This window comes from Sphingomonas sp. CD22, assembly GCF_034556155.1.
GTDB lineage: Bacteria > Pseudomonadota > Alphaproteobacteria > Sphingomonadales > Sphingomonadaceae > Sphingomonas.
In genome coordinates this window covers 1-19,741 of sequence record NZ_JAYDYX010000011.1, presented here as the reverse complement: position 1 = coordinate 19,741, position 19,741 = coordinate 1, and the positions used below count along the sequence as shown (strand labels likewise).

Here is a 19,741-nt window from a genome sequence, read left to right as displayed (position 1 = left end):
TAAGATGTTGGGGGGCAGATGTTTTACCGGCGGTACCGTCGATCATGTTCGATCGTCCGAGGATCAACGGCGCGGCGCCACGCGCACCGCACCCAATCACCCTCTTCTCCGCCGTCACGCTCGCCGCCACCATCGTCTGCTGGCTTTGACAATTGGGTCATGGCCATAAGACGACGATAGAGAGGTGCCGGCGAAGACCGCACGTCATCAGAGAGGATCATGATGCGACCATTGCCGCCTATTGCCGCCTTGCTGCTCGGCGCCGCATCGCCCTTGCCGCTCGTCGCGCAGACCGTTCCGACCGACACTAGGGGCGTCATCGGCAACGCCGGTCCCTATAATGTCGCGATCCTGGCCGGAGGCATCGGGGTCGAGCGCGCGCTCGACAATGCCGGCGACGCGGTCGCAGCGGGGGCATCATGGACCCTGTCCGCATGGGTGCGTCCCGATGCCGGCGCGGCCAACGGCATCCTCGTCGCCGTCGGCGACCCGCTCGGCGCCTGCCGTTGTCTCGGCCTGGTCGATGGGCGGCCGAACGTCACGGACGGCGCGGTGCGGATCACCGGTGGACGCACGCTTGCCGCCGGCCGCTGGACGCAGGTGGCGGCGGTTGCGGACGGACGGACGCTCACGCTCTATGTCGACGGTCGCGCGGTGGCGTCGCAGGCGAGCCGCTCGGCCGGGGTCGCGCCGCGGCTGGGGATCGCGCCGGTCGTCGGCTTGGGCGACGCACAGCGGCATTTCGGCGGTTCGCTCGCCGATGCCCGCTTCACCCCCGGCGCCCGCACCGCGGGCGAGATCGCCGCAGCGGCGCGCGCCCGGCCCGATTTCGCCTCGGTGCAATTCTGGCAGGTCGGCGTCGGCTGGCCTTTGCAGAGGCAGGCCAACATCGGCCTCACCCAGCAGCAAGACGCCTGGACGCTGCCACGGGCGCGGGGCGATGCGACGACGCCGCCGGCGGTGCATCTGCCGCTGCCGCCCACCGGCCTGGCACGCACCAGCGACGGGCGCTGGCGGGTCAATGGCTGGCAGCTCGCCGCCGCCCCCGACGTCCGCGAGGACGGCGCCGCCTTGTCTCGGCCGGGACGCGCGAGCGGCACCTGGCGCCCCGCGACCGTGCCCGGCACGGTGCTGACCACGCTCGTCGACCGCGGCGTCTATCCCGATCCCTATTACGGGCTGAACAACCTCAAGATTCCCGAAAGCCTCGCCCGACAGGATTATTGGTACCGCACCAGCTTCACGGTGCCGGCCGAAGCGGCCGGGAAGCGGCTGACGCTGGTGTTCGGCGGTATCAATTACGCCGCCGACATCTGGGCCAACGGCCGCAAGCTCGGCAACACCCGCGGCGCCTTCATCCGCGGCCAGTTCGACCTGACCCCCGTTGCCGGCGAAAACGTGCTCGCGGTCCGCGTTTCGCCACCGCCGCACCCCGGCATCCCGCACGAACAGTCGATCAGCGCCGGCGTCGGCGAAAATGGCGGTCAACTCGCGATCGACGGGCCGACCTTCGTCGCGACGGAAGGCTGGGACTGGATCCCCGGCATCCGCGACCGCGACACCGGGCTGTGGCGCCCGGTCGATCTGCTCGCGCACGGCGACATACGCCTGCTCGACCCGCACGTCGTGACCGACCTGCCGCTACCGCGTACCGATCGGGCCGACGTCTACGTCACCGTCCCGATCCGCAACGATGGCGCGACGCCGCGGCAGGTGACGGTGCGCGCCGCCTTCGGCGACGTTCGCGTCGAAAAGACGGTCGCCGCCCCACCCGGTGAAAGCCAAGTGGCGTTCACGCCCACCGACTTCGCGCAATTGCACGTCGCCAATCCCAAATTGTGGTGGCCGAACGGATATGGCGAGCAGGCTTTGTACCAACTCTCGCTCGAGGTGCTGGCCGATGGCCGGATCTCCGACACCCGCACCGATCGCTTCGGGATGCGGGAGGTGAGTTACGATTTGTCGTTGTTCACCACGGTCGGCGGTTTGCGTCGGGTCAACGTGCAATTCACCGATGGCAGCCTGCGTGGCGAGCGGTTGGTCGACATCCGGCATGCGGCGATCAAGCAATCCCCCAACGGCTGGGCGGAGTCGCTGACCGCAGCCGGCGAGCGATCGCCCGCGGTGACGTCAATCGCCACGACCATGCCGGAACCGCACCTGACGATCCGCGTCAACGGCGTGCCGATCGCCGCGCGCGGCGGCAATTGGGGGATGGACGACGCGATGAAGCGCGTCAGCCGCGACCGTCTGGCGCCGTATTTCCGGTTGCAGAAGGAGGCGCATATGAACGTCATCCGCAACTGGATGGGCAACAACACCGAAGAGGAATTCTACGATCTCGCCGACGAGACCGGCATGATGATCCTCAACGATTTCTGGCAGTCGACGCAGAATGCGCAGGTCGAACCGCAGGACCCGCAGCTGTTCCTCAAGAATGCCGACGATGTGGTGCGCCGCTACCGCAACCATCCGTCGATCATCCTGTGGTTCGGCCGCAACGAGGGCGTGCCCTATCCCGCGCTCAACGAAGGCCTCGACGACGTCATCGCGCGCGAGGACGGCACCCGCTGGTTCACCGGCAGCTCCAACGTCATCAACCTGCAGGGGTCCGGCCCCTATAACTACCGCCCGCCCGTGGGCTATTTCACCGGACTGGCGACCGGCTTCTCGGTGGAGACGGGAACGCCGTCGCTGTCGACGCTGGAATCGGTCCGCGCCACGATGCCCGACAGCGAGACCTGGCCGCTCAGCGACACGCTCGCCTACCATGACTGGCATTTCGGCGGCAACGGCGACACCAAGACGTTCATGGCGACGCTCGCCACGATGTTCGGTCCCGCGACGAGCTTCGCCGACTTCGAGCGCAAGGCGCAGATGATCAACCTCGAAACGCACAAGGCGATGTACGAGGGGTTCCTCGGCCATCTCTGGACCAAGAATTCGGGGCGCTTGCTGTGGATGACGCACCCGGCCTGGCCATCGAACACCTGGCAGATCTACAGCTGGGACTATGACACGCACGCCGCTTATTACGGCGCGAAGAAGGCGAGCGAACCGCTGCACGTCCAGCTCAATCTGCCCGGCAACGAGCTGGTCGTGCTCAACACCACGCGCGAGGCACGCAATGGCCTCAATATCCGCACCCGCGTCGTCGGCCTCGACAATGCCCAAGTGTTCACGCGCGAGGACCGGGTGGACGCCACCGCCAATGCCGCCACCCCCCTCGCCGCCATCCCGCTCGACCGGCTGTTCGCCGCGCATCCGATGCTGCTCGTCAAGATCGAGATGTCCGACCCGTCGGGACGGATCGTCGCCGATAATTTCTATTGGCGCGGCAAGGACGAGGCCGCCTATCGCGCGCTGAACGATCTGCGGCCCGTCACGCTGACCGCATCGGCCGCGGCGACGCGGGTCGAGGGCGACGACCGCGTGGTGACGGTGACCCTTGCCAATCACACGGCCGTCCCCGCGCTCAGCGCCAAGCTCACCTTGGTCGACGCGCACGGCACGCGGGTTCTCCCGGCGTTCTACAGCGACAATTACGTCGCGCTGTTGCCCGGTGAAGACCGTCGTATCGAGGTGCGTTATCCCAAGACCGGCGGCGCCGACGCGACCGCGCTGACGCTGCGGGGCTGGAACGTCGCGGCGGGCGACATCGCGATCCGCTGAGGCAAGTTTTCGCAATCTTACTAGCCGGTTGCCCCGGTGCTGATAGGCTGCGCCAAGTCCGGCGCGACCGTCAGGCCGGGACGCCTGGAAGGACCCATGATGAAACGCCTGCTCGCCACTGCCGTGTTCGCCGCCGTCCTCGCCTCGCCCGCCGCCGCGCAGCTCAAGCTGCCGCACCTGTTCAGCGACCATGCCGTGCTGCAACGCGACCGGCCGCTGCATATCTGGGGTTGGGCGCATGCCGGGGCGACCGTCGCGGTCGCGCTGCACGACCAGCGCGCGACGGCGATCGCAGACCGTCTCGGCCGGTGGGAGGTGTGGCTGAAGCCCGCGGCGGCAGGCGGACCCTATGTCCTCACCGTCGACGGCGGCGCGACCGAGGGCACGTTGCGGGTCGAGGACGTCATGCTGGGCGACGTGTGGTTCGCATCGGGCCAGTCCAACATGGAGTTCCCCCTCAAGGGCTTCGACGGGGCGCCGTTGAAGAACGCCGCGGCCGAGATCGCCGCCGCGACGAACCCGCGTATCCGGTTGCTCCGTATCGCGCACAAGGCCAGCACCCTCCCGCTGCGCGACATCGACGCGACCTGGACGACCACGACGCCGGCGACCGCGATCGACTTTTCGGCGATCGGCTATTTCTTCGCGCGCGAGATCGCGGCGCGCGAGCACGTGACGGTCGGCGTGATCGATTCGACCTGGGGCGGAACGCCCGCCGACAGCTGGGTATCGACCGATGCCTTCGCGACCGACACCGCGCTTGCCCCGGCGATCGACGCGCGCGCGCGTTTCCAGCAGGACCAGACCGACGCCGACCTCGCCCTTGTCGCCGAGGCGCGGGAAGACGCCGCCATCCGGGCCACCGGCGGCACGCCGCCATCGCATCCCTGGCACCCGCCGGAGGAGGCGTATCGGCCGTCGTCGCTCTACAACGCCATGGTCGCTCCGTTCACCGGCTACGGCATCAAGGGCGTGATCTGGTATCAGGGCGAAACCAACAGCAACGTCGCCCGTGCGCCATATTATGCCGATCTGTTCCGCGGCTTGATCACCGACTGGCGCCACAATTTCGCGCAAGGGGCGTTCCCGTTCCTCTACGCGCAGATCTCGTCGTTCAATTCGCCCGCCGAGGAATGGGGCCTGGTCCGCGACGCGCAGCGCCGTGCGCTGGGGCTGGCCGGCACCGCGATGGCGGTGACCACCGACGTCGGCGATCCCGGCAACGTCCACCCCGCCGACAAGCAGACCGTCGCCGCCCGGCTCGCGCTCGCCGCGCGCAGCGTCGCTTATGGCGAGCGCGTCGCCTATGAAGGCCCGCTGTTCCGCCAGGCGAGCGGCGAACCGGGCGGGATGCGCATCTGGTTCGATCATGCCGCGGGATTGACCAGCCGCGGCGCGCCGGTGACCGGTTTCGAGATCGCCGGGTCGGACCGCAGCTTCGTCGCGGCGACCGCCACGATCGACGGCGACACCGTGGTGGTGGCCGGGCCGGTACGGCAGCCGCGCTACGTGCGGTACAATTGGGCCAATGTCGTGCCCGGCAGCCTCTACAATGCCGCGGGCCTGCCGATGTCGACCTTCACCTCCGAGGAGCGCATCCAGGGGCATATGGCGTATCCCTGAGCGCATCGACCCCCTCGGCCTTCGGCGGAGACGCCGACCTCGGATGACGATCGGATGGCGCGGACCGAGGGCACGCCCGCACGCTCACAGGATTGGAAGATCAGGCATGGTTAGACAGGCGTTGTTCCAGATCATGGCGGCCGTGCTGCTGCTGCACGCCGCCCCGTCGTCGGCGCAGGAGACGCTCGACCCCGACCCGAACACGCTGGCGCCGTCGAAGGACCCGAAGCGGGTCGCGAACGGCCTCGCGCAGACGCCGCCGATGGGCTGGAACAGCTGGAACAAATTCGCCTGCAAGGTCGACGAAGCGACCATCCGCGCCACCGCCGACGCGATCGCGTCCAACGGCATGAACGCGGCAGGATATCGCTACGTCGTCATCGACGATTGCTGGCACGGCACCCGCGACACGAACGGCTTCATCACCGAGGACAAGGCGCGCTTCCCCGGCGGGATGAAGGCGCTGTCGGATTATGTCCATGCCAGGGGGCTCAAGTTCGGCATCTACTCGGACGCCGGCACGAAGACGTGCGGCGGCCGCCCCGGCAGCCAGGGGCACGAATATCAGGACGCGCTGCAATATGCGCGCTGGGGTGTCGACTATCTCAAATACGATTGGTGCTCGACGGGTGTCCGCAACGCCGAGGAGGCCTATGCCTTGATGTCGGACGCGCTGCGCGCCTCGGGTCGTGACATCCTGTTTTCGATCTGCGAATGGGGTACGGCCAAGCCGTGGCTGTGGGCGTCCAAGATCGGCAACATGTGGCGGACTACCGGCGACATCACCGACACATGGACCGGGCATCACGGCTATAGCTGGGGCGTGGCATCGATCGCCGACATGAACGAGCCGCTGTGGCCGTATGCGGGACCCGGCCATTGGAACGACCCCGACATGCTGGAGGTCGGCAACGGCGGCATGGCCGACAGCGAATATCGCGCGCATTTCTCGCTTTGGGCGATGATGGCCGCACCGCTGATCGCGGGGAACGATGTGGCCCGGATGGACGAGGCGACGCGCGCGATCCTGCTCAACGCCGACGTCATCGCGGTCGATCAGGACGCAGCGGGCATCCAGGGCCACCGGGTGTGGAAGGACGGCGACCATGAAATCTGGTCCAAGCCGCTGGCGGACGGGGGTCGCGCGCTGTTGCTGTTCAACCGCGGCGATGCGCCCGCGACGATCGCCGCCGACTGGACGATGCTGGCAATGCCCCGATCGGTGCGGATGCGGGTGCGCGACCTGTGGCTGCACGAGAATCTGGGCAAATTTGCGGGCCGCTATGCGGCGTCGGTCGCCCCGCACGGCGTCGTGATGCTCCGGCTCACGCAATGATCGCGACATGCGCCCTAGGGCGACGGATTGCCGATGCTGGCATCCTCGAGACGATCGGGATCGCGATAGGTCAAATCGATGCTTCTCATCCGGTGCAGGCTGAAGAGATGCGCGTGCGCGACGGCTGACCTGGCGCAGCGGGCCCGGCGCATGCGCGCCTTTTCCTGTTCGCACCGCGTCTCGTGGTAAATCCTGAGCGCCCTTGATTCGTCGGTCAGCACGCGTCTCTCCTGATGACGCGTGCATCGTTGATGATCGAGATTATCCGGAGGTTAAACAGCCACTCTGATGACTATCCCGGCTCCGGGTCGGTCGGATTAGCCCAGAATCGCATCGATAAACGGCGCTGCGTCCTATCTCGCGACGTAACCGGCCTGCCGATGCGGCGGTAGCCGGTCAGTTCTTCGCGGTAAGGGGTACCGAAACCCGCCCATCCCGGCGCGGCGTCGCTTTCGCGGCATCCGCCCCGCCCTCCCCGGCATGGCGAGTGGCGTACAAACGACGGAGGATCAGCGCGAGATCGCGCTCGGTGAGTTGCGATGCGGGGTCGATGACCGCGCCCTCGGGCAGCGGCTCGACGAAGGCCGCCAGGCGGTTGCAGGCCGCGCCGAGTTCCGGGTCGAATGTGTCGTCGAAGTCAGCCATCGGCGGAATCTACGCAATCTGCCGATGGCTGCAAGATGACGGGGGTAGGCCGGATCGACGTTCAGAAAATTCCTCCCCCGCCAGGGGGAGGTGGCATGCCGAAGGCATGACGGAGGGGGAGGTAAGTGACGACCTCGGTTCCGTGTCCTCCCCCTCCGTCACGGCTTCGCCGCGCCACCTCCCCCTGGCGGGGGAGGAATTTTGGCTAATCCCGGCCTAGGCCTGCTCGGCGTCCGGATCGAAGGCTTTTCCCGCCGCTTCGTCGCTTGCCTCGGCTTTGTCATCGGTCTGATCGGTGCGGCCGGTATCGCTCTGTCCCTTGCCGTCATCCGTCTTGCCGGCGGTCGGGCGGCTTTCGGAGCTCGGCGCTGCGGCCTTGTCGATCGCCTCGCCGCGATCGTCCGAACGCGCGCTTCCGGTCGTCTGCTTGTCGTCGGGCATAAGGCTCTCCTGTTCCGCTGCTCAACGTCCAAGGCACGGATTCGGCAGCCGATCTTCGGCGTGGGCGGAAATGGTGTGCAACGATCCCGGTGGAAGGGTGTACCGCAGAAACGGGCGCTTCGCCCCGAAGGATAACGACGATGGCCAAAAGCCAGCACAAGTCGAACAAAGAAGTCCGCAAACCCAAGGCAGAGAAGGTCAAGACGATCGCTGCCAATGCGTCCACCAAAGACAATCCGGTCGGCATGGTCACGATCCGGAAATAAGCGGACGCGGCGGTCGGGGCTTGCGGGCGGACACCGGAGAACGTCGCCAGCATGAGCGCGCGGCTGCGCCCGCCGGCGTCCGGCGCGCAACGGGATTTTAATGGCTGCGCGCTAGCTACCGGGCTCTTTCCGGAGCGAAATCAAAATGAAACGCCTCTTGCTCTGCCTCTTCTTGGTCGGAATCGGCGGGCCGGCATGGGCAGGCGGCAAGCCTCCCTATTACGGTCCGATGAAGAAGGGCGGGATCGGCTTCAAAGTCGGGTACGAGGATCGCGTCGAGAAGGACGGATCGTGGCGTATCGGTGCCACCACCCGCGGCGGTGGCGATGCCATCGACATGGCGCTGTATCGCGCTGCCGAACTCGCCAGAGATGCGGGCTACCGGTATGTCTTCCTTCTGGGTGGCCGATGGTCGAAGACGCCGGGGCTGGATGTCGCCGTTCTCTTCGCGCGCCCGAGCCACGAGGCGGTGGCGCCGATCGGGTGCAAGTCCAAGAAGGTGACCACCTGCTACACCGCCGACGCAGGCGAAGTGATGCGGATCCTCGGCGGACCCGGCGGGACGCAACCCGGCGTGCCGATCGTCGATCATCGCGACGAATACGGACGCGAGGTCTTCCTTTCCGGCTACGGTACCGGTGGTGTGGCGACGCTCGTGCCCGGGGCCGGAATCGGCAGCGGCATCACCACGATCGTCGATGGCAAGTTGCAGATCCGCACGCTCGGGCGATCGGTGGCGGCCCGGCCGGCTGCTGCGCCGCCCGCGATGGTCTTGCCGGCCCCTGCCCTGCTCCCGCCCCCTGCGCCGCTCGCTGCCGCGCCGATGCCGGTGATGATGACGGCGGAGGCCGGCGGATCCGCACGCGTCGACGCGATGGAACGCTTCGACCAGGCCCGTAATGCCGTGAAACCGATTCGCGGGGGCAGTCCGACGCAGGGCTGGACGATCAGCGACTGATCCCGTCGCCGCGTGATGTTCATCCGATAGCGGCAGGCAGCTTCGCGTCCGGCTGGGCGTCGCCCCTGCAACGGAGCGGACCAGCCTCCCGGCAATCGGAGACGCCCCGCCGTCCGTAGTGACACAAGCTGGCGGGGCGCCGGGCCGAATTGCCTTGGCGACCGCAATAGCCTGCTATGGTTAAGACGGAGCTAACGCGGCGCTGGGCGATTCGCCTTTCGCTGCCACGGCGGCGAGTTCCTCCAGGTCGAGGTCGTGTTCGAGGTCGTGGAGCGTCTCGTCGTCGATACGCCCGGCGCGGTGCAGGCGGACGAGCTCGGTGCGGCCGGCGGTGACCGCGGCGATAATGACGTCGAAATGGCTGGCGATCGCCACGTCGCGCTGCTCCGCCGTGCCGTCGAACGCATCCGCCGCGGTCGCGCGGGTGCGGTAGCGCCGCAGCAATTGGGGGTGGATGACGGTGCCATCGGCCGCCACCGCCTCGCGTTCGACGACGACCAGCTGCGCGCGGAACAGCATCGTTTCGGCGGCATGGAGATCGAGCGATGGTCGCGTGCCGGCGTCTTCCGGCGGCTTCGCCCAGCGGATGATCCAGCCGAGCGAGGTGCCCTGCACCAGCACGGTGACCAGGATCACGGTGAAGGCGGTGACGAGCATCAGGTCCCGCGCCGGCATCGACTCGGGCAGCGACAGCGCGACCGCCAGCGTCACCACGCCGCGCATCCCCGCCCAGCCCATCACCACCGCAGCGCGCGGCCCGAGCGGGTGCTGGCGCGTCCACCCGATGCGGCGAACGGCCGCGACCCCGGCATCGACACCGAAGATCCACAGGAAGCGCGCGACGATCACCGCCGCGACGATGAGCAGCACGGGCTGCGCCATCGTATCCACCACCACGCCGAGCCCGCCGACGCGGTCCAGCAATCCCCGGAGCGACAGGCCGATCAGCAGAAAGACGGCGGCTTCGAGCAGGAAGACGAGCACCTGCCAGAACGCGAACGCCCGGATGCGCACGCGCGCGCTGAAGACGACGTGCTGGAACCAGCCGCAGGTCAGGCCCGCGGTGACGACCGCGATGACGCCCGACACGTGCAGCAGTTCGCCCGCGATATAGGCGCTCCAGCAGACCAGCACGGTCGCCGCGATCATCAGCGTATCGTCGCCGAGCCGGCGGAGCAGGGTCACCCACAATCCGCCGATCGCCGCGCCCACCGCGATGCCGCCCGCCACCAGCAGGAAGAAGGTCCCGGTCGCCGCACCCAGATGGAAGCTGCCGGTCAGCAACGCCGCCACCGCAAAGCGGAACAGGACCAGCCCTGCGGCATCGTTCAACAGGCTTTCGCCTTCGAGCAGCGTGGTGAGCCGGCGCGGCAGCCTGACCCGCTGCAACACGGCGCGGGCGGATACGGCATCGGGCGGCGACAGGATCGCGCCCAATGCGACGCAGGCGGCCCATGGCAGATCGGGCATCAGCAGCCTGGTCACGACCGCCACGACCGCGGTCGTGAAGAAGACCGCGCCGACCGCCAGCGACAGGATGCCGGCCATGTGCCGCCGGAACGGCGCGATGGCAGTGAACCACGCACCGTCCATCAGCAGAGGCGGGAGGAAAAGAACCAGGACCAGTTCCGGATCGATCGCGATGCCCTGCACGCCCGGAACGAAGGCCACCGCGCACCCGCCGACGATCAGCGCAGCGGCGGGCGGCAGCGACAAGCGCCGAGCGAGATAGTGAAGCCCCACGACCACCAGGAACATGCCGATGATCAGCTCGAAGTTCGCCGCTGGATGCACGAAGCCGCCCTTTTCCCGCTCGTTATCGTGCTGTGCAGTTTGCCCCCAACGCCGTCAACGTGATCGCGGAGCGTATCGGGTCGCCGGCGATCAGAGCGACCAGCCGCCATCCACGGAGATCGCGGCACCGGTGACGAATCCGCCGAGATCGGCGCTCATCCAGAGCACGGCGTCGGCGATCTCCTCCGGCTTGCCCAGGCGGCCTACCGGCTCGAGGTCGATGGCCTTCTGAATGTCGCCGTTGGTGAAGCGATCCATCATCGGCGTCTCGATATTGCCGGGAAGAATGGCGTTCACGCGGATATTCTGTTTCGCATAGTCGAGCGCGGCCGATTTCGTCAGGCCGATGATGGCGTGCTTGGAAGCCGCATAGGACGCACCGCCCGCCACGCCCCGGACACCCGCGCCCGACGAGGTATTGACGATCACGCCGCCGCCCTGACGGACCATCTGCGCCAGTTCGTGCTTCATGCAGACGAACGTGCCACGCAGGTTGATGTCGAGGATGCGGTCCCATTCGGCGAGGTCGATCTCGGCGACGGGCGCGGCCTTGTTCTCGACGCCGGCATTGTTGAAGGCGATGTCGAGCCGGCCGAAGGTCTCGACCACCCGTCCGATCGCCGCCTCGACCTGTTCCGGTCTGGACACGTCGCATGCCATCACCAGAACCTCTGTACCCGCGCGCCTGATGGCATCCGCGGTGTCGGTCAGCGCATCTTCGGTAAGATCGAGGATCGCGACGCGTGCGCCCTCCGTGGCGAAGGCAACGGCCGTCGCGCGGCCGATACCGGTGGCTGCGCCGGTGACCAAGGCGACTTTGTCGGAAAAACGATGGCTAGTAGACATAGGGATATCACTCGATTCTTGGTGGGTGGGTCGCGGTCGATCAGTCGCCCGGCCGCATGCCGTATCCGGGCTGTTTGGTGAGACTTGGCCATTTGGCCAGGATGTCGGGCTCGTATACGCAGGGCGTCCATTCGGCGGGGGCGACCTCCTCGAAGGCGACCGACACGGCGTCCGCATCGTATTCCAGAACGTCCGTGACGCCGCGCGTGATCGCCTCGGTCAGGCGCTGCTTCTGGTCGTCGGATTTGCCGGGCCAGAGTTTCACGATGACGTGCGGCATGCGATCACTCCGTCCCCAGCGGCGCGAGATACTCGTCGTCGGTCACCTTCTCCATCCAGGTCACGGGCGATCCGTCGAGCGACTCCTGGATGGCGACATGGGTCATGCTCTCGTGCGGCGTCGCGCCATGCCAATGCTTGTGCTCGGCGGGGCACCACAGGATATCGCCCGCGGTGAATTCCAGCTTTGGACCACCCACGATCTGCGTCCAGCCGATGCCCTCGGTCACGATCAGCGTCTGGCCGGCGGGATGCGTGTGCCAGGCGGTCCGCGCGCCGGGTTCGAAGTGAACGATGGCGCCCGAAACGCGCGACGGTGCGTCGCGTTGGAATTGTCCGGTGATCGTCACCTTGCCGGTGAAATAATCCTCCGGTCCGTCGACGGTCTTCATCTCCGATTTGCGTGCGATGGCCATATCGAAAGGTCCTCTTTGCGGTTGAGCGGGGCTGACCGGCACCAGCAGCGCGACGAAAGTGCCGATGTTCAGCAAGAATGCCGTGTGTGGCGACATCGATGGTCCGATCACGTGAGCGCCGGCAGGCCGTCGAGATGCTTTTCGAGCGTGATGGGATAATCGCGCACGCGCACGCCGGTGGCGTTGTAGATCGCATTGGCGACCGCCGGCGCGACCCCGGTTAGGCCAAGCTCGCCTACGCCCTTGGCCTTCACCGGCGAGATCGTCGGATCGACCTCGTCGATGAAGAAGGCGTCGAGGTGGGGGATGTCGGCATGGACCGGCACCTCATAGCCGGCGAGATCGTGGTTCACGAAGAAGCCGAAGCGCTGGTCGATCGCCATGTCTTCCATCAGCGCCGCGCCGACGCCCATCACCATCCCGCCGATCACCTGGCTGCGCGCGGTCTTCGCATTGAGGATCCGTCCCGCCGCGCAAACCGCGAGCATGCGCCGCACGCGGACCTCGCCGGTATAGGCATCGACCGCGACCTCGGCGAAATGCGCGCCGAAGGTCTGCTGCTGGAATTGATCCGCAAGCTTGGCGAATTCCATCAGGTCCTCGGCCACCAGGTCACCGTCCCTGGCCGCGTCGGCGAGCGTCACCGACCGGTTGCCGCCACGCACCTGCCCGTCCGCGAAATCGACGTCGGCGGTGTTGAACCCCAGCCGCTGGGCGACCGCCTCGCGCAGCTTCATACAGGCCGCATAGACGCCTGCCGTCACCGAGGGTGCGCCCTGCTGCCCGCCCGAACCCGGCGTTTCCGGGAAAGTGGAATCGCCGAGCTTGACGACGATGCGGTCGGGCGCGACCCCCATCATCTCCGCCGCGGTCTGCTGGACGACGGTGTAGCTGCCGGTGCCGATATCGGTCATGTCGGTCTCGATCGTCACCATTCCGCGACGGTCGAGCCGGGCGCGGGCACCGGCCTTGGCGATCTTGCCGCCACGGATCGCCCCCGCCATCCCCATGCCGATCAGCCATTGTCCCTCGCGAACCGCGCCGGGCGTGCTCTGGCGTCTGTCCCAGCCGAATCGGTCCGCGCCCTCGCGCAGGCAGCGGACGAAGGCCCGCGTCGAGAAGGGCTTGTCCGGATTTTCGGGATCGACCTGGGTGTCGTTGACGACGCGAAGCGCGATGGGGTCCATCTTCAGCTTCTCCGCCAATTCGTCCATCGCGATCTCCAGCGCCATCAGCCCCGGTGCTTCCCCGGGCGCACGCATCGCATTCCCCTCGGCCAGGTCGAGCGTCGCCAGCCGCATCCGCGTCAGCCGGTTCGCGCCGGCATATAATGTCCGCGTCGAGGTGACGGTCGGCTCGGTCCGCCCACCGACGAGGTTGCCCGACAGGCTGTCGTGGCCGATCGCCGTCAGCCGCCCGTCATGTCCCGCGCCAAGCTGCACACGCTGGATCGTCTTGGGCCGATGGATCGTGGCGTTGAACATAAGCGGACGTTGCAGCGCGATCTTCACCGGACGCCTCACCACGCGTGCGGCGATCGCCGCCAGCGCGAGGTCGATCTGCACGGTCCCCTTCCCGCCGAAGCCCCCGCCGATATAGGGCGAGATCAGGTGGACGTTCTGCTTGGGGATGCCCAGGATCAGCCCAAGATCGCGCGTGCCCCAGTTCATCTGCTGGATCGACGTCCAGCACGTGACGCGGTCGCCGTCCCATTTGGCGATCGACGCATGCGGCTCCATCATCGCATGCGCCTGATCGGGCACCGTATAGGTCTCGTCGACCTTGATCGGCGCCGCAGCGAACGCCTTGGCGAAGTCGCCGACCTGCTTCTCGTTGGGGCCGCCGAACTCGCCCTGCGGCGGGACCGGCGCGCTGCCGTTCTGGGCCGCCAGATCGAACCGCCCGGCGGTCCGCTGGTAGTCGACGTGCACCAGCGCTGCGGCGGCACGCGCCTGTTCGAACGTCTCGGCGACGACCACGGCGACGGGTTGGTGGTAATGATCGACATCCGGCGCCGCGAGCATCTTCTGGACGTAGAATTTGCCGACGCCGGGTTTGCCGGCATTGAGGTACGTGACGACCCCGACCACGCCGGGCGCGCGCTCGGCGTCGCGCGTATCGATCGTCGCGATCCGGCCCTTGGCGATCGCGGCGCCGAGGATGTAGCCATAGGCGAAGCCGGGTGCGACATCCTGCCATTCATAGGCATAGGTCGCCGTGCCGGTCGTCTTCAGATGCCCTTCGTAACGGTCCAACGGCTTGCCGAGAACCTTCATCCGATCGGTCGGATTTGCCCCTGCGGGCGTGTCGAAGATCATGATTTTGCCTCCGCGAGCGGGATCTTGCATGCGTCGTCGTCATCTGGCCGCGTCCTGATGGCCATCGGCGATCCTCCGCATGCTTTATGAACGCCGGTCAGGATCAATAACGCGTCAGGGCAGAGCAGGTTACTGCCACACGAGTTGATGCGATGATGAATCCGGTTCAGCATGCCGCGATGCCCGTCACCCGCACGAATTTGACCGACCTCGCCTATTTCCTGGCGATCGCGCGGCACCTGAACTTCCGCCGCGCCGGGCTGGAGCTCGGCGTGTCCGCCTCCGCGGTCAGCCACGCGCTGAAAAGCTTCGAGGAACGCGCGGGCGTGCGGCTGATCAACCGGACGAACCGCTCCGTGACGTTGACTTCGGCGGGCAAGGCGCTGGAGGCATCCGTCGCCAGATCGTTTGCCGACATCGGATCGGCGCTCGAAGCTCTCGACCGGCTTCGTGCCAGTCCGGGTGGCAAGATCCGCATCAACGCGGTGGTCGATGCGGTGACGTTGGTGCTCGGCCCCGTGCTCGCCGAACTGTCGCGGCGCCACCCCGATATCGAGGTCGATCTCGTCTCCAGCAACCGTATCGTCGATGTCGTCGGCGAGGGATTCGATGCGGGCGTACGCTATAGCGGCACCGTTCCCGAAGATATGATCGCGCAGCGGCTCTCCGCCGACCTTCGATGGGTCGTCGCGGCATCCCCCGCTTATCTGGAAGCGCATGGCACGCCGGTCCATCCGGATGATTTGAAGCAGCACCGATGCCTGGGGGTCCGGCTCGGCGACGACAGTATCTACCGATGGGAATTCGAGGGCCCCGACGGTGACTTCGATATGCCCATCACAAGCGCGATGACCGCCGACGACAGTCGATCGACGCTGGCGATGGCGCTGAACGGCGCGGGCCTGACGTTCGGTCTCGAGGCGCTATTTGCCAGGCATGTCGCTGACGGCAGCCTTCGCCTTGTGCTCACCGAATGGGCGCCGACGGGACCGGGCTTCTACCTTTATTATTCCGGACGACGGCAGGTGCCCGCAGCGCTGCGCGCACTGCTGACCATAGCGGGCGAACTCAAGCCGCTCGGCTGACGCATGCCTGCGTTATGCGCTATCCGTGTGGATGTTCGTCGCGGTGTCAGCCGTTCGGAACGGTCTCGACATCGCTTGGTGCGCGAATGGCGCCGCGTTTCCGGGGGTGGTCTGCAGGGAGAGCCCGTCAGCAGACCGGTTGGCGGTGCTGTCAGTCTAACGCGAACCGCTCTCCACACGATGCAGGCTGGTCTTTGAAGGGCGCGGCCTAGCTCGCAAGGAGCTGCCACTCCGCCAGCGCGGCAGAGCGTCGTTCCTTGTAGGTCTGGCGATCGATGAGGTGACGTTCCAAGTTGAAGTAATTGTGGACGTTGGCGTGGACGGAAGCGAACTTCTGAAGCGTCTTCATCTGCCGGAACCTGAGCATCGCCCGCTCCCTTCGTCGAAACGGCAGGTGACTGTTCTCCACCCGGTTGTTTGCCCAGCGACCAATCTCCTGGCGTTCCCTGCAGCCCAATTCGTCCAATGCAGCACCGTAGCTGCGCAGACCATCAGTTGTGATTGTGTCTGGCGAGCCATGCCGCTTCATCGCCTTCTTCATGAAGGCCAGCGCTGCGCCCTTGTCGCGTGTCGTGGTGACATAGCTTTCCAGCACCTCACCTTCGTGATCCACGGCCCGCCACAGATAGACCATTTCGCCATTCAGCTTCACGTACATTTCGTCGAGATGCCATCGCCAGTGGCGAATATTACGCATGCGGCTCACGCGTGCCCGTCGGATGTCACCGGCAAAGAGTGGCCCAAACCTGTTCCACCACAGCCGCACCGTCTCATGGCAGATATCGATCCCGCGCTCGAACAGCAGGTCTTCCACGTTCCGCAACGACAGCGGAAAGCGCACATACATCAGCACCACCAGCCGGATCACCTCAGGTGACGAGTTGAAACGACGAAACGGGCTGGACGGCAAGGCCCTCGATTTCCGGCTCATCCCTTACCGTTATCAGCCCCCTGCCCCGCCTGCCACGTTGGTTTGACGGAGCCGAACGCACCTATGCGGTCGCCGACAAGGTCGACCCCCTTGCCTGGTACGCGATCGACTATACTGGTGCGCGTATATTCGTCAGTCGTGACGGGGCGAAGACGTTCACGTAGGCACCCGCGCAGGGACTCCCGGCCGGCATTGCCAGCTCGCGCCCGGCGGCACGGGAGTTTCAACCAATGGCGGCGGCAACGCCGGGGACGGCCGGCGAGCTCTGGCTGATTCTAGGCGGCCGCTTCTTCCACACCAGTGACGGTGCCCACACGTTCGTGGCGTCCACGCCAGTCGATCCGGTGTTGCGTGACATGTATTTCGTGAGCTTCGGTCTCGGCAAGGCGGCGCCCGGCGGGCACGTGCCGACTCTCTACGCCTTCGGGGTCACGAAGACGTTTGGCGGGCTGTGGCGCTCGACCGACGCGGGCGCGCGCTGGTTCCGGATCAACGACGACGCGCACCAATGGGGTCTTAGATACCGAGTCATCACGGGCGATCCTCGCCTCTTCGGCCGCGTCTACTTGGCGACCGATGGCCGAGGCATCTTCTACGGAGATCCTTTGCCGCAGCCCGTGCGTGCCAGTACGCATTAGACCCAATCGAAGACGATCGACGCGTGGTCGCCGACTCCACTTAGCTGCCGTTTGTTCAGGGTGCGATTGCCCGTGCCTTCAGCAAGTGCGACACTGGTGACGTGGATCACCAGAAGCGCCAATCACTGAAGCAGCTGGCCGCGGCGGCGATCGTCGGCACGTCGCACTCGACACCCGTCGCGTCTCAGTCGGTCTCGCACGCTGCCGCGCTTCGCATGTCGGCCTATGATCCGGTTTGGACAACGAGGAGCCGGCATGCAGGCGAATCTATGCCGTGCGGTGCAGGCGACATCGGCTTAAACGTCTGGGTCGAAGGCGACGACCTCCTATTCTACGTTGCTCGCAGTGGCGCTTTCGACGAGACCAATAGCTACCTCAAACTCGGGCGCGTTCGACTGCGGCTTGATCCCTCGCCCTTTGGCGCAGATGTTCCCTTCGAGCAGCGGCTGAACCTCATCGACGGTGAAATCGCCGTGACGTGCGGGAAGGTGACCATAACGATCTGGGCGGATGTCGACACGCCGCTCGTCAACATAACGGTGCAGAGCGGCACGCCTGTAGGTGTGATCGCGACGTGGGAGACGTGGCGGACACGGGACCGTGACTATCTGCCGGCCGAAATGTCGATGCACCGCTCATACGACGGCGCGCCTATCACGCCGCGCCAACACGCCGACGAAGTGGCCTTTGCGGATGGCGGTGTCATCAGCATGCATCGCAACAGCACACCCACCGTATTCGACCTTTTGGTCGAGCAGCAGGGTTTGACGAGTGTCAAGGATAAGCTCTGGAACCCGCTGGCCGGGCTAGGATTTGGTGTGCTGCTGCACGGCGACGGGTTTGTTCCGGCCGGCACAACGCAAGGCCGCTACGCGAGCACCGACTTCACTGGCTGGCGCCTGACGAGCCAACGCCCGCGACAACGCCATGCCCTTCGCCTCCACTGCCACGTCGCCCAGACCGACACGCGGGACGAATGGATGCTCGGCCTGCGCCGCCTCGCCAAGAACGCGCCCGGTTCGGCAGCGTCCCGCACGCGGAGCAGGCGTTGGTGGCGCGCCTTTTGGGAACGCAGTTGGATCGTCCTTCGACCCGGCCCTGCCCGACCGGAGGATCTGGCCTGGCGGATCGGACGCAACTATCAGCTTTTTCGCCATCAGCTTGGCACTAATGCGCGCGCGGATTGGCCCACCAAATTCAATGGCGGGAATTTCACCGTCGACCCAGAATATACTGATCCCAAACTGCGCCTATCACCCGATTACCGCGCTTGGGGCGGCGGCGAGTTCACTGCCCAGAACCAGCGGCTGGTCCATTGGCCAATGCTGAAGAGTGGCGATGCCGATGTGATGCGCCCGCAACTTGATTTCTACCGTCGCCTCCAACGGACGGCCGAATTGCGGACCGCGAGTTATTGGGGCCACAAGGGAGCCTGCTTCGTCGAGCAAATCGAAAATTTCGGCCTCTGCTGCGGCCAAGAATGGGGTTGGCACCGTAGTTGGAACACTCCAGCGACGCGGATGCCGGGCGTGGAGGATAGTGCGTTTGTCGATCATCTTTGGGATACGGTGCTCGAATTTTGCCTGATGATGCTGGAGGTCGGCCGCTTTACCGGTGCGGATACGTCCGGCGATCTTCCCTTCATCGACAGCTGCCTCGTGTTTTTCGACGAGCATTACCGGCGCGAGCATGCCCGTGTGTCCGGACGCGAGGTGGACGAAGACAGCAAGCTGGTGCTTTTTCCGGGAACGGCGTGCGAGACGTATAAGAACGCGACGAACTCGGCCGTGACCATCGCTGGGCTCGACGCGGTACTGGCGGCTTTGCTTGCGTTGCCGGATCGAATGATCGGTGCGCCTCTGCGCGAACGCTATCGCGCAATGCGGGCCACGCTTCCGCCCCTGCCCGTGCGCACGATCGGCAACCGGCGAGTCCTTGCACCCGCCCAAGCATGGGACCGCATCCAGAATGTCGAGATCCCGCAGCTCTATCCTGTTTTCCCCTACAATCAATATGGCGTCGGCCTGCCAAATCTTCAGCTTGCCGTCGACACATGGCGTTATGGCGTCGATACGCCTGCTCAAAAAGACGTCAAAAGCTGGCATCAGGATGCAATCTTCTGCGCCCGCCTTGGGCTTACCGACGAGGCGGCGAGACTCACCGAGCGCAAGATGGAAGACAGCGGGCGGCGGTATCCAACTTTCTGGGGCCCTGGCCATGACTGGGCGCCGGACCACAATTGGGGTGGGTCTGGTATGATCGGGCTGCAGGAGATGCTGATGCAGACACCCGGCAACGCAATCCATCTGTTTCCGGCATGGCCCCGTGATTGGGATGTCGACTTCAGCCTCTGCGCGCCGCATTCAACACGGGTCAGTGCCGTCCTTCGCAACGGTAAACTTGTCGAGATGACGGTCGATCCCGCCTCCTCAGTCAGTCGCATCGTACTGCCACCCTGGCTGGCGAAAGAGACGGTGTTAACCAAGAACTAAA

Annotated in this window: 17 protein-coding genes; 8 read left to right on the top strand and 9 right to left on the bottom strand. The window is 66.1% G+C overall.

Annotated elements, in window-relative coordinates; genetic code table 11:
* The first annotated feature begins 219 nt into the window (after positions 1-219).
* The 3 genes from SFC76_RS17605 to SFC76_RS17595 all read left to right on the top strand — a co-directional run bounded on the left by SFC76_RS17605 (position 220) and on the right by SFC76_RS17595 (position 6,631).
* Positions 220-3,672 (top strand): glycosyl hydrolase 2 galactose-binding domain-containing protein, encoded by a 3,453-nt coding sequence (locus SFC76_RS17605; RefSeq protein WP_322850710.1) that lies wholly within the window; start codon positions 220-222, stop codon positions 3,670-3,672.
* A 96-nt stretch (positions 3,673-3,768) separates the two neighbouring features.
* Positions 3,769-5,295 (top strand): sialate O-acetylesterase, encoded by a 1,527-nt coding sequence (locus SFC76_RS17600; protein WP_322850709.1) that lies wholly within the window; start codon positions 3,769-3,771, stop codon positions 5,293-5,295.
* Positions 5,296-5,401: 106 nt separating this feature from the next.
* Positions 5,402-6,631 carry a glycoside hydrolase family 27 protein gene (locus SFC76_RS17595; protein ID WP_322850708.1) on the top strand — a complete coding sequence of 410 codons (1,230 nt, stop codon included), beginning with the start codon at positions 5,402-5,404 and terminating at the stop codon, positions 6,629-6,631.
* A gap of 14 nt (positions 6,632-6,645) precedes the next feature.
* On the opposite strand, the gene SFC76_RS17590 is transcribed toward SFC76_RS17595, so the two are convergent.
* From SFC76_RS17590 to SFC76_RS17580, 3 genes are all read right to left on the bottom strand, one after another.
* Positions 6,646-6,852: a hypothetical protein gene (locus SFC76_RS17590; protein WP_322850707.1), complete on the bottom strand. Its 207-nt coding sequence runs from the start codon at positions 6,850-6,852 to the stop codon at positions 6,646-6,648.
* A gap of 175 nt (positions 6,853-7,027) precedes the next feature.
* The gene (locus SFC76_RS17585; protein WP_322850706.1) at positions 7,028-7,276 is read right to left on the bottom strand and encodes a hypothetical protein; all 249 of its coding nucleotides are present in this window, start codon (positions 7,274-7,276) and stop codon (positions 7,028-7,030) included.
* A 216-nt stretch (positions 7,277-7,492) separates the two neighbouring features.
* Entirely contained in the window at positions 7,493-7,717 is a 225-nt protein-coding gene (locus SFC76_RS17580) for a hypothetical protein (RefSeq protein WP_322850705.1), read from the bottom strand.
* A 140-nt stretch (positions 7,718-7,857) separates the two neighbouring features.
* On the opposite strand from SFC76_RS17580, the gene SFC76_RS17575 reads away from it, so the two are divergent.
* Together SFC76_RS17575 and SFC76_RS17570 are read left to right on the top strand one after the other, a co-directional pair.
* Positions 7,858-7,983: a hypothetical protein gene (locus SFC76_RS17575; protein ID WP_322850704.1), complete on the top strand. Its 126-nt coding sequence runs from the start codon at positions 7,858-7,860 to the stop codon at positions 7,981-7,983.
* A gap of 145 nt (positions 7,984-8,128) precedes the next feature.
* On the top strand, positions 8,129-8,941 hold the full coding sequence (locus tag SFC76_RS17570) for a hypothetical protein (RefSeq protein WP_322850703.1): 813 nt from the start codon (positions 8,129-8,131) through the stop codon (positions 8,939-8,941).
* Positions 8,942-9,121: 180 nt separating this feature from the next.
* Here the strand turns inward: SFC76_RS17570 and SFC76_RS17565 are convergent, their stop codons facing one another.
* From SFC76_RS17565 to paoC, 5 genes are all read right to left on the bottom strand, one after another.
* Positions 9,122-10,735 carry a Na+/H+ antiporter gene (locus SFC76_RS17565; protein ID WP_322850702.1) on the bottom strand — a complete coding sequence of 538 codons (1,614 nt, stop codon included), beginning with the start codon at positions 10,733-10,735 and terminating at the stop codon, positions 9,122-9,124.
* Between the two features lie 90 nt (positions 10,736-10,825).
* Positions 10,826-11,581: a glucose 1-dehydrogenase gene (locus tag SFC76_RS17560; protein WP_322850701.1), complete on the bottom strand. Its 756-nt coding sequence runs from the start codon at positions 11,579-11,581 to the stop codon at positions 10,826-10,828.
* A 40-nt stretch (positions 11,582-11,621) separates the two neighbouring features.
* The gene (locus SFC76_RS17555) at positions 11,622-11,861 is read right to left on the bottom strand and encodes a tautomerase family protein (RefSeq protein WP_322850700.1); all 240 of its coding nucleotides are present in this window, start codon (positions 11,859-11,861) and stop codon (positions 11,622-11,624) included.
* 4 nt (positions 11,862-11,865) lie between these two features.
* Positions 11,866-12,276 (bottom strand): cupin domain-containing protein, encoded by a 411-nt coding sequence (locus SFC76_RS17550; protein WP_322850699.1) that lies wholly within the window; start codon positions 12,274-12,276, stop codon positions 11,866-11,868.
* Positions 12,277-12,383: 107 nt separating this feature from the next.
* On the bottom strand, positions 12,384-14,594 hold the full coding sequence (paoC, locus tag SFC76_RS17545; protein ID WP_322850698.1) for an aldehyde oxidoreductase molybdenum-binding subunit PaoC: 2,211 nt from the start codon (positions 14,592-14,594) through the stop codon (positions 12,384-12,386).
* 200 nt (positions 14,595-14,794) lie between these two features.
* Here paoC and SFC76_RS17540 point away from each other — a divergent pair, with 200 nt between their 5' ends.
* Positions 14,795-15,679 carry a LysR family transcriptional regulator gene (locus SFC76_RS17540; RefSeq protein WP_322850697.1) on the top strand — a complete coding sequence of 295 codons (885 nt, stop codon included), beginning with the start codon at positions 14,795-14,797 and terminating at the stop codon, positions 15,677-15,679.
* Between the two features lie 208 nt (positions 15,680-15,887).
* Here the strand turns inward: SFC76_RS17540 and SFC76_RS17535 are convergent, their stop codons facing one another.
* Entirely contained in the window at positions 15,888-16,610 is a 723-nt protein-coding gene (locus SFC76_RS17535; RefSeq protein WP_322850696.1) for an IS6 family transposase, read from the bottom strand.
* 230 nt (positions 16,611-16,840) lie between these two features.
* Here SFC76_RS17535 and SFC76_RS17530 point away from each other — a divergent pair, with 230 nt between their 5' ends.
* Together SFC76_RS17530 and SFC76_RS17525 are read left to right on the top strand one after the other, a co-directional pair.
* Entirely contained in the window at positions 16,841-17,248 is a 408-nt protein-coding gene (locus SFC76_RS17530) for a hypothetical protein (protein ID WP_322850695.1), read from the top strand.
* A gap of 101 nt (positions 17,249-17,349) precedes the next feature.
* Positions 17,350-19,740, top strand: a complete 2,391-nt coding sequence (locus SFC76_RS17525) for a DUF5703 domain-containing protein (protein ID WP_322850694.1) — start codon at positions 17,350-17,352, stop codon at positions 19,738-19,740.
* Position 19,741: the final 1 nt, after the last annotated feature.

Excerpts from the sequence above, each read along its gene's own strand:
- SFC76_RS17605 (WP_322850710.1), top strand. The coding sequence starts at position 220 with ATGATGCGACCATTGCCGCCTATTGCCGCCTTGCTGCTCGGCGCCGCA.
- SFC76_RS17600 (WP_322850709.1), top strand. The coding sequence starts at position 3,769 with ATGATGAAACGCCTGCTCGCCACTGCCGTGTTCGCCGCCGTCCTCGCC.
- SFC76_RS17595 (WP_322850708.1), top strand. The coding sequence starts at position 5,402 with ATGGTTAGACAGGCGTTGTTCCAGATCATGGCGGCCGTGCTGCTGCTG.
- SFC76_RS17585 (WP_322850706.1), bottom strand. The coding sequence starts at position 7,276 with ATGGCTGACTTCGACGACACATTCGACCCGGAACTCGGCGCGGCCTGC.
- SFC76_RS17580 (WP_322850705.1), bottom strand. The coding sequence starts at position 7,717 with ATGCCCGACGACAAGCAGACGACCGGAAGCGCGCGTTCGGACGATCGC.
- SFC76_RS17575 (WP_322850704.1), top strand. The coding sequence starts at position 7,858 with ATGGCCAAAAGCCAGCACAAGTCGAACAAAGAAGTCCGCAAACCCAAG.
- SFC76_RS17570 (WP_322850703.1), top strand. The coding sequence starts at position 8,129 with ATGAAACGCCTCTTGCTCTGCCTCTTCTTGGTCGGAATCGGCGGGCCG.
- SFC76_RS17560 (WP_322850701.1), bottom strand. The coding sequence starts at position 11,581 with ATGTCTACTAGCCATCGTTTTTCCGACAAAGTCGCCTTGGTCACCGGC.
- SFC76_RS17555 (WP_322850700.1), bottom strand. The coding sequence starts at position 11,861 with ATGCCGCACGTCATCGTGAAACTCTGGCCCGGCAAATCCGACGACCAG.
- SFC76_RS17550 (WP_322850699.1), bottom strand. The coding sequence starts at position 12,276 with ATGGCCATCGCACGCAAATCGGAGATGAAGACCGTCGACGGACCGGAG.
- paoC (WP_322850698.1), bottom strand. The coding sequence starts at position 14,594 with ATGATCTTCGACACGCCCGCAGGGGCAAATCCGACCGATCGGATGAAG.
- SFC76_RS17535 (WP_322850696.1), bottom strand. The coding sequence starts at position 16,610 with ATGAGCCGGAAATCGAGGGCCTTGCCGTCCAGCCCGTTTCGTCGTTTC.
- SFC76_RS17530 (WP_322850695.1), top strand. The coding sequence starts at position 16,841 with ATGGCGGCGGCAACGCCGGGGACGGCCGGCGAGCTCTGGCTGATTCTA.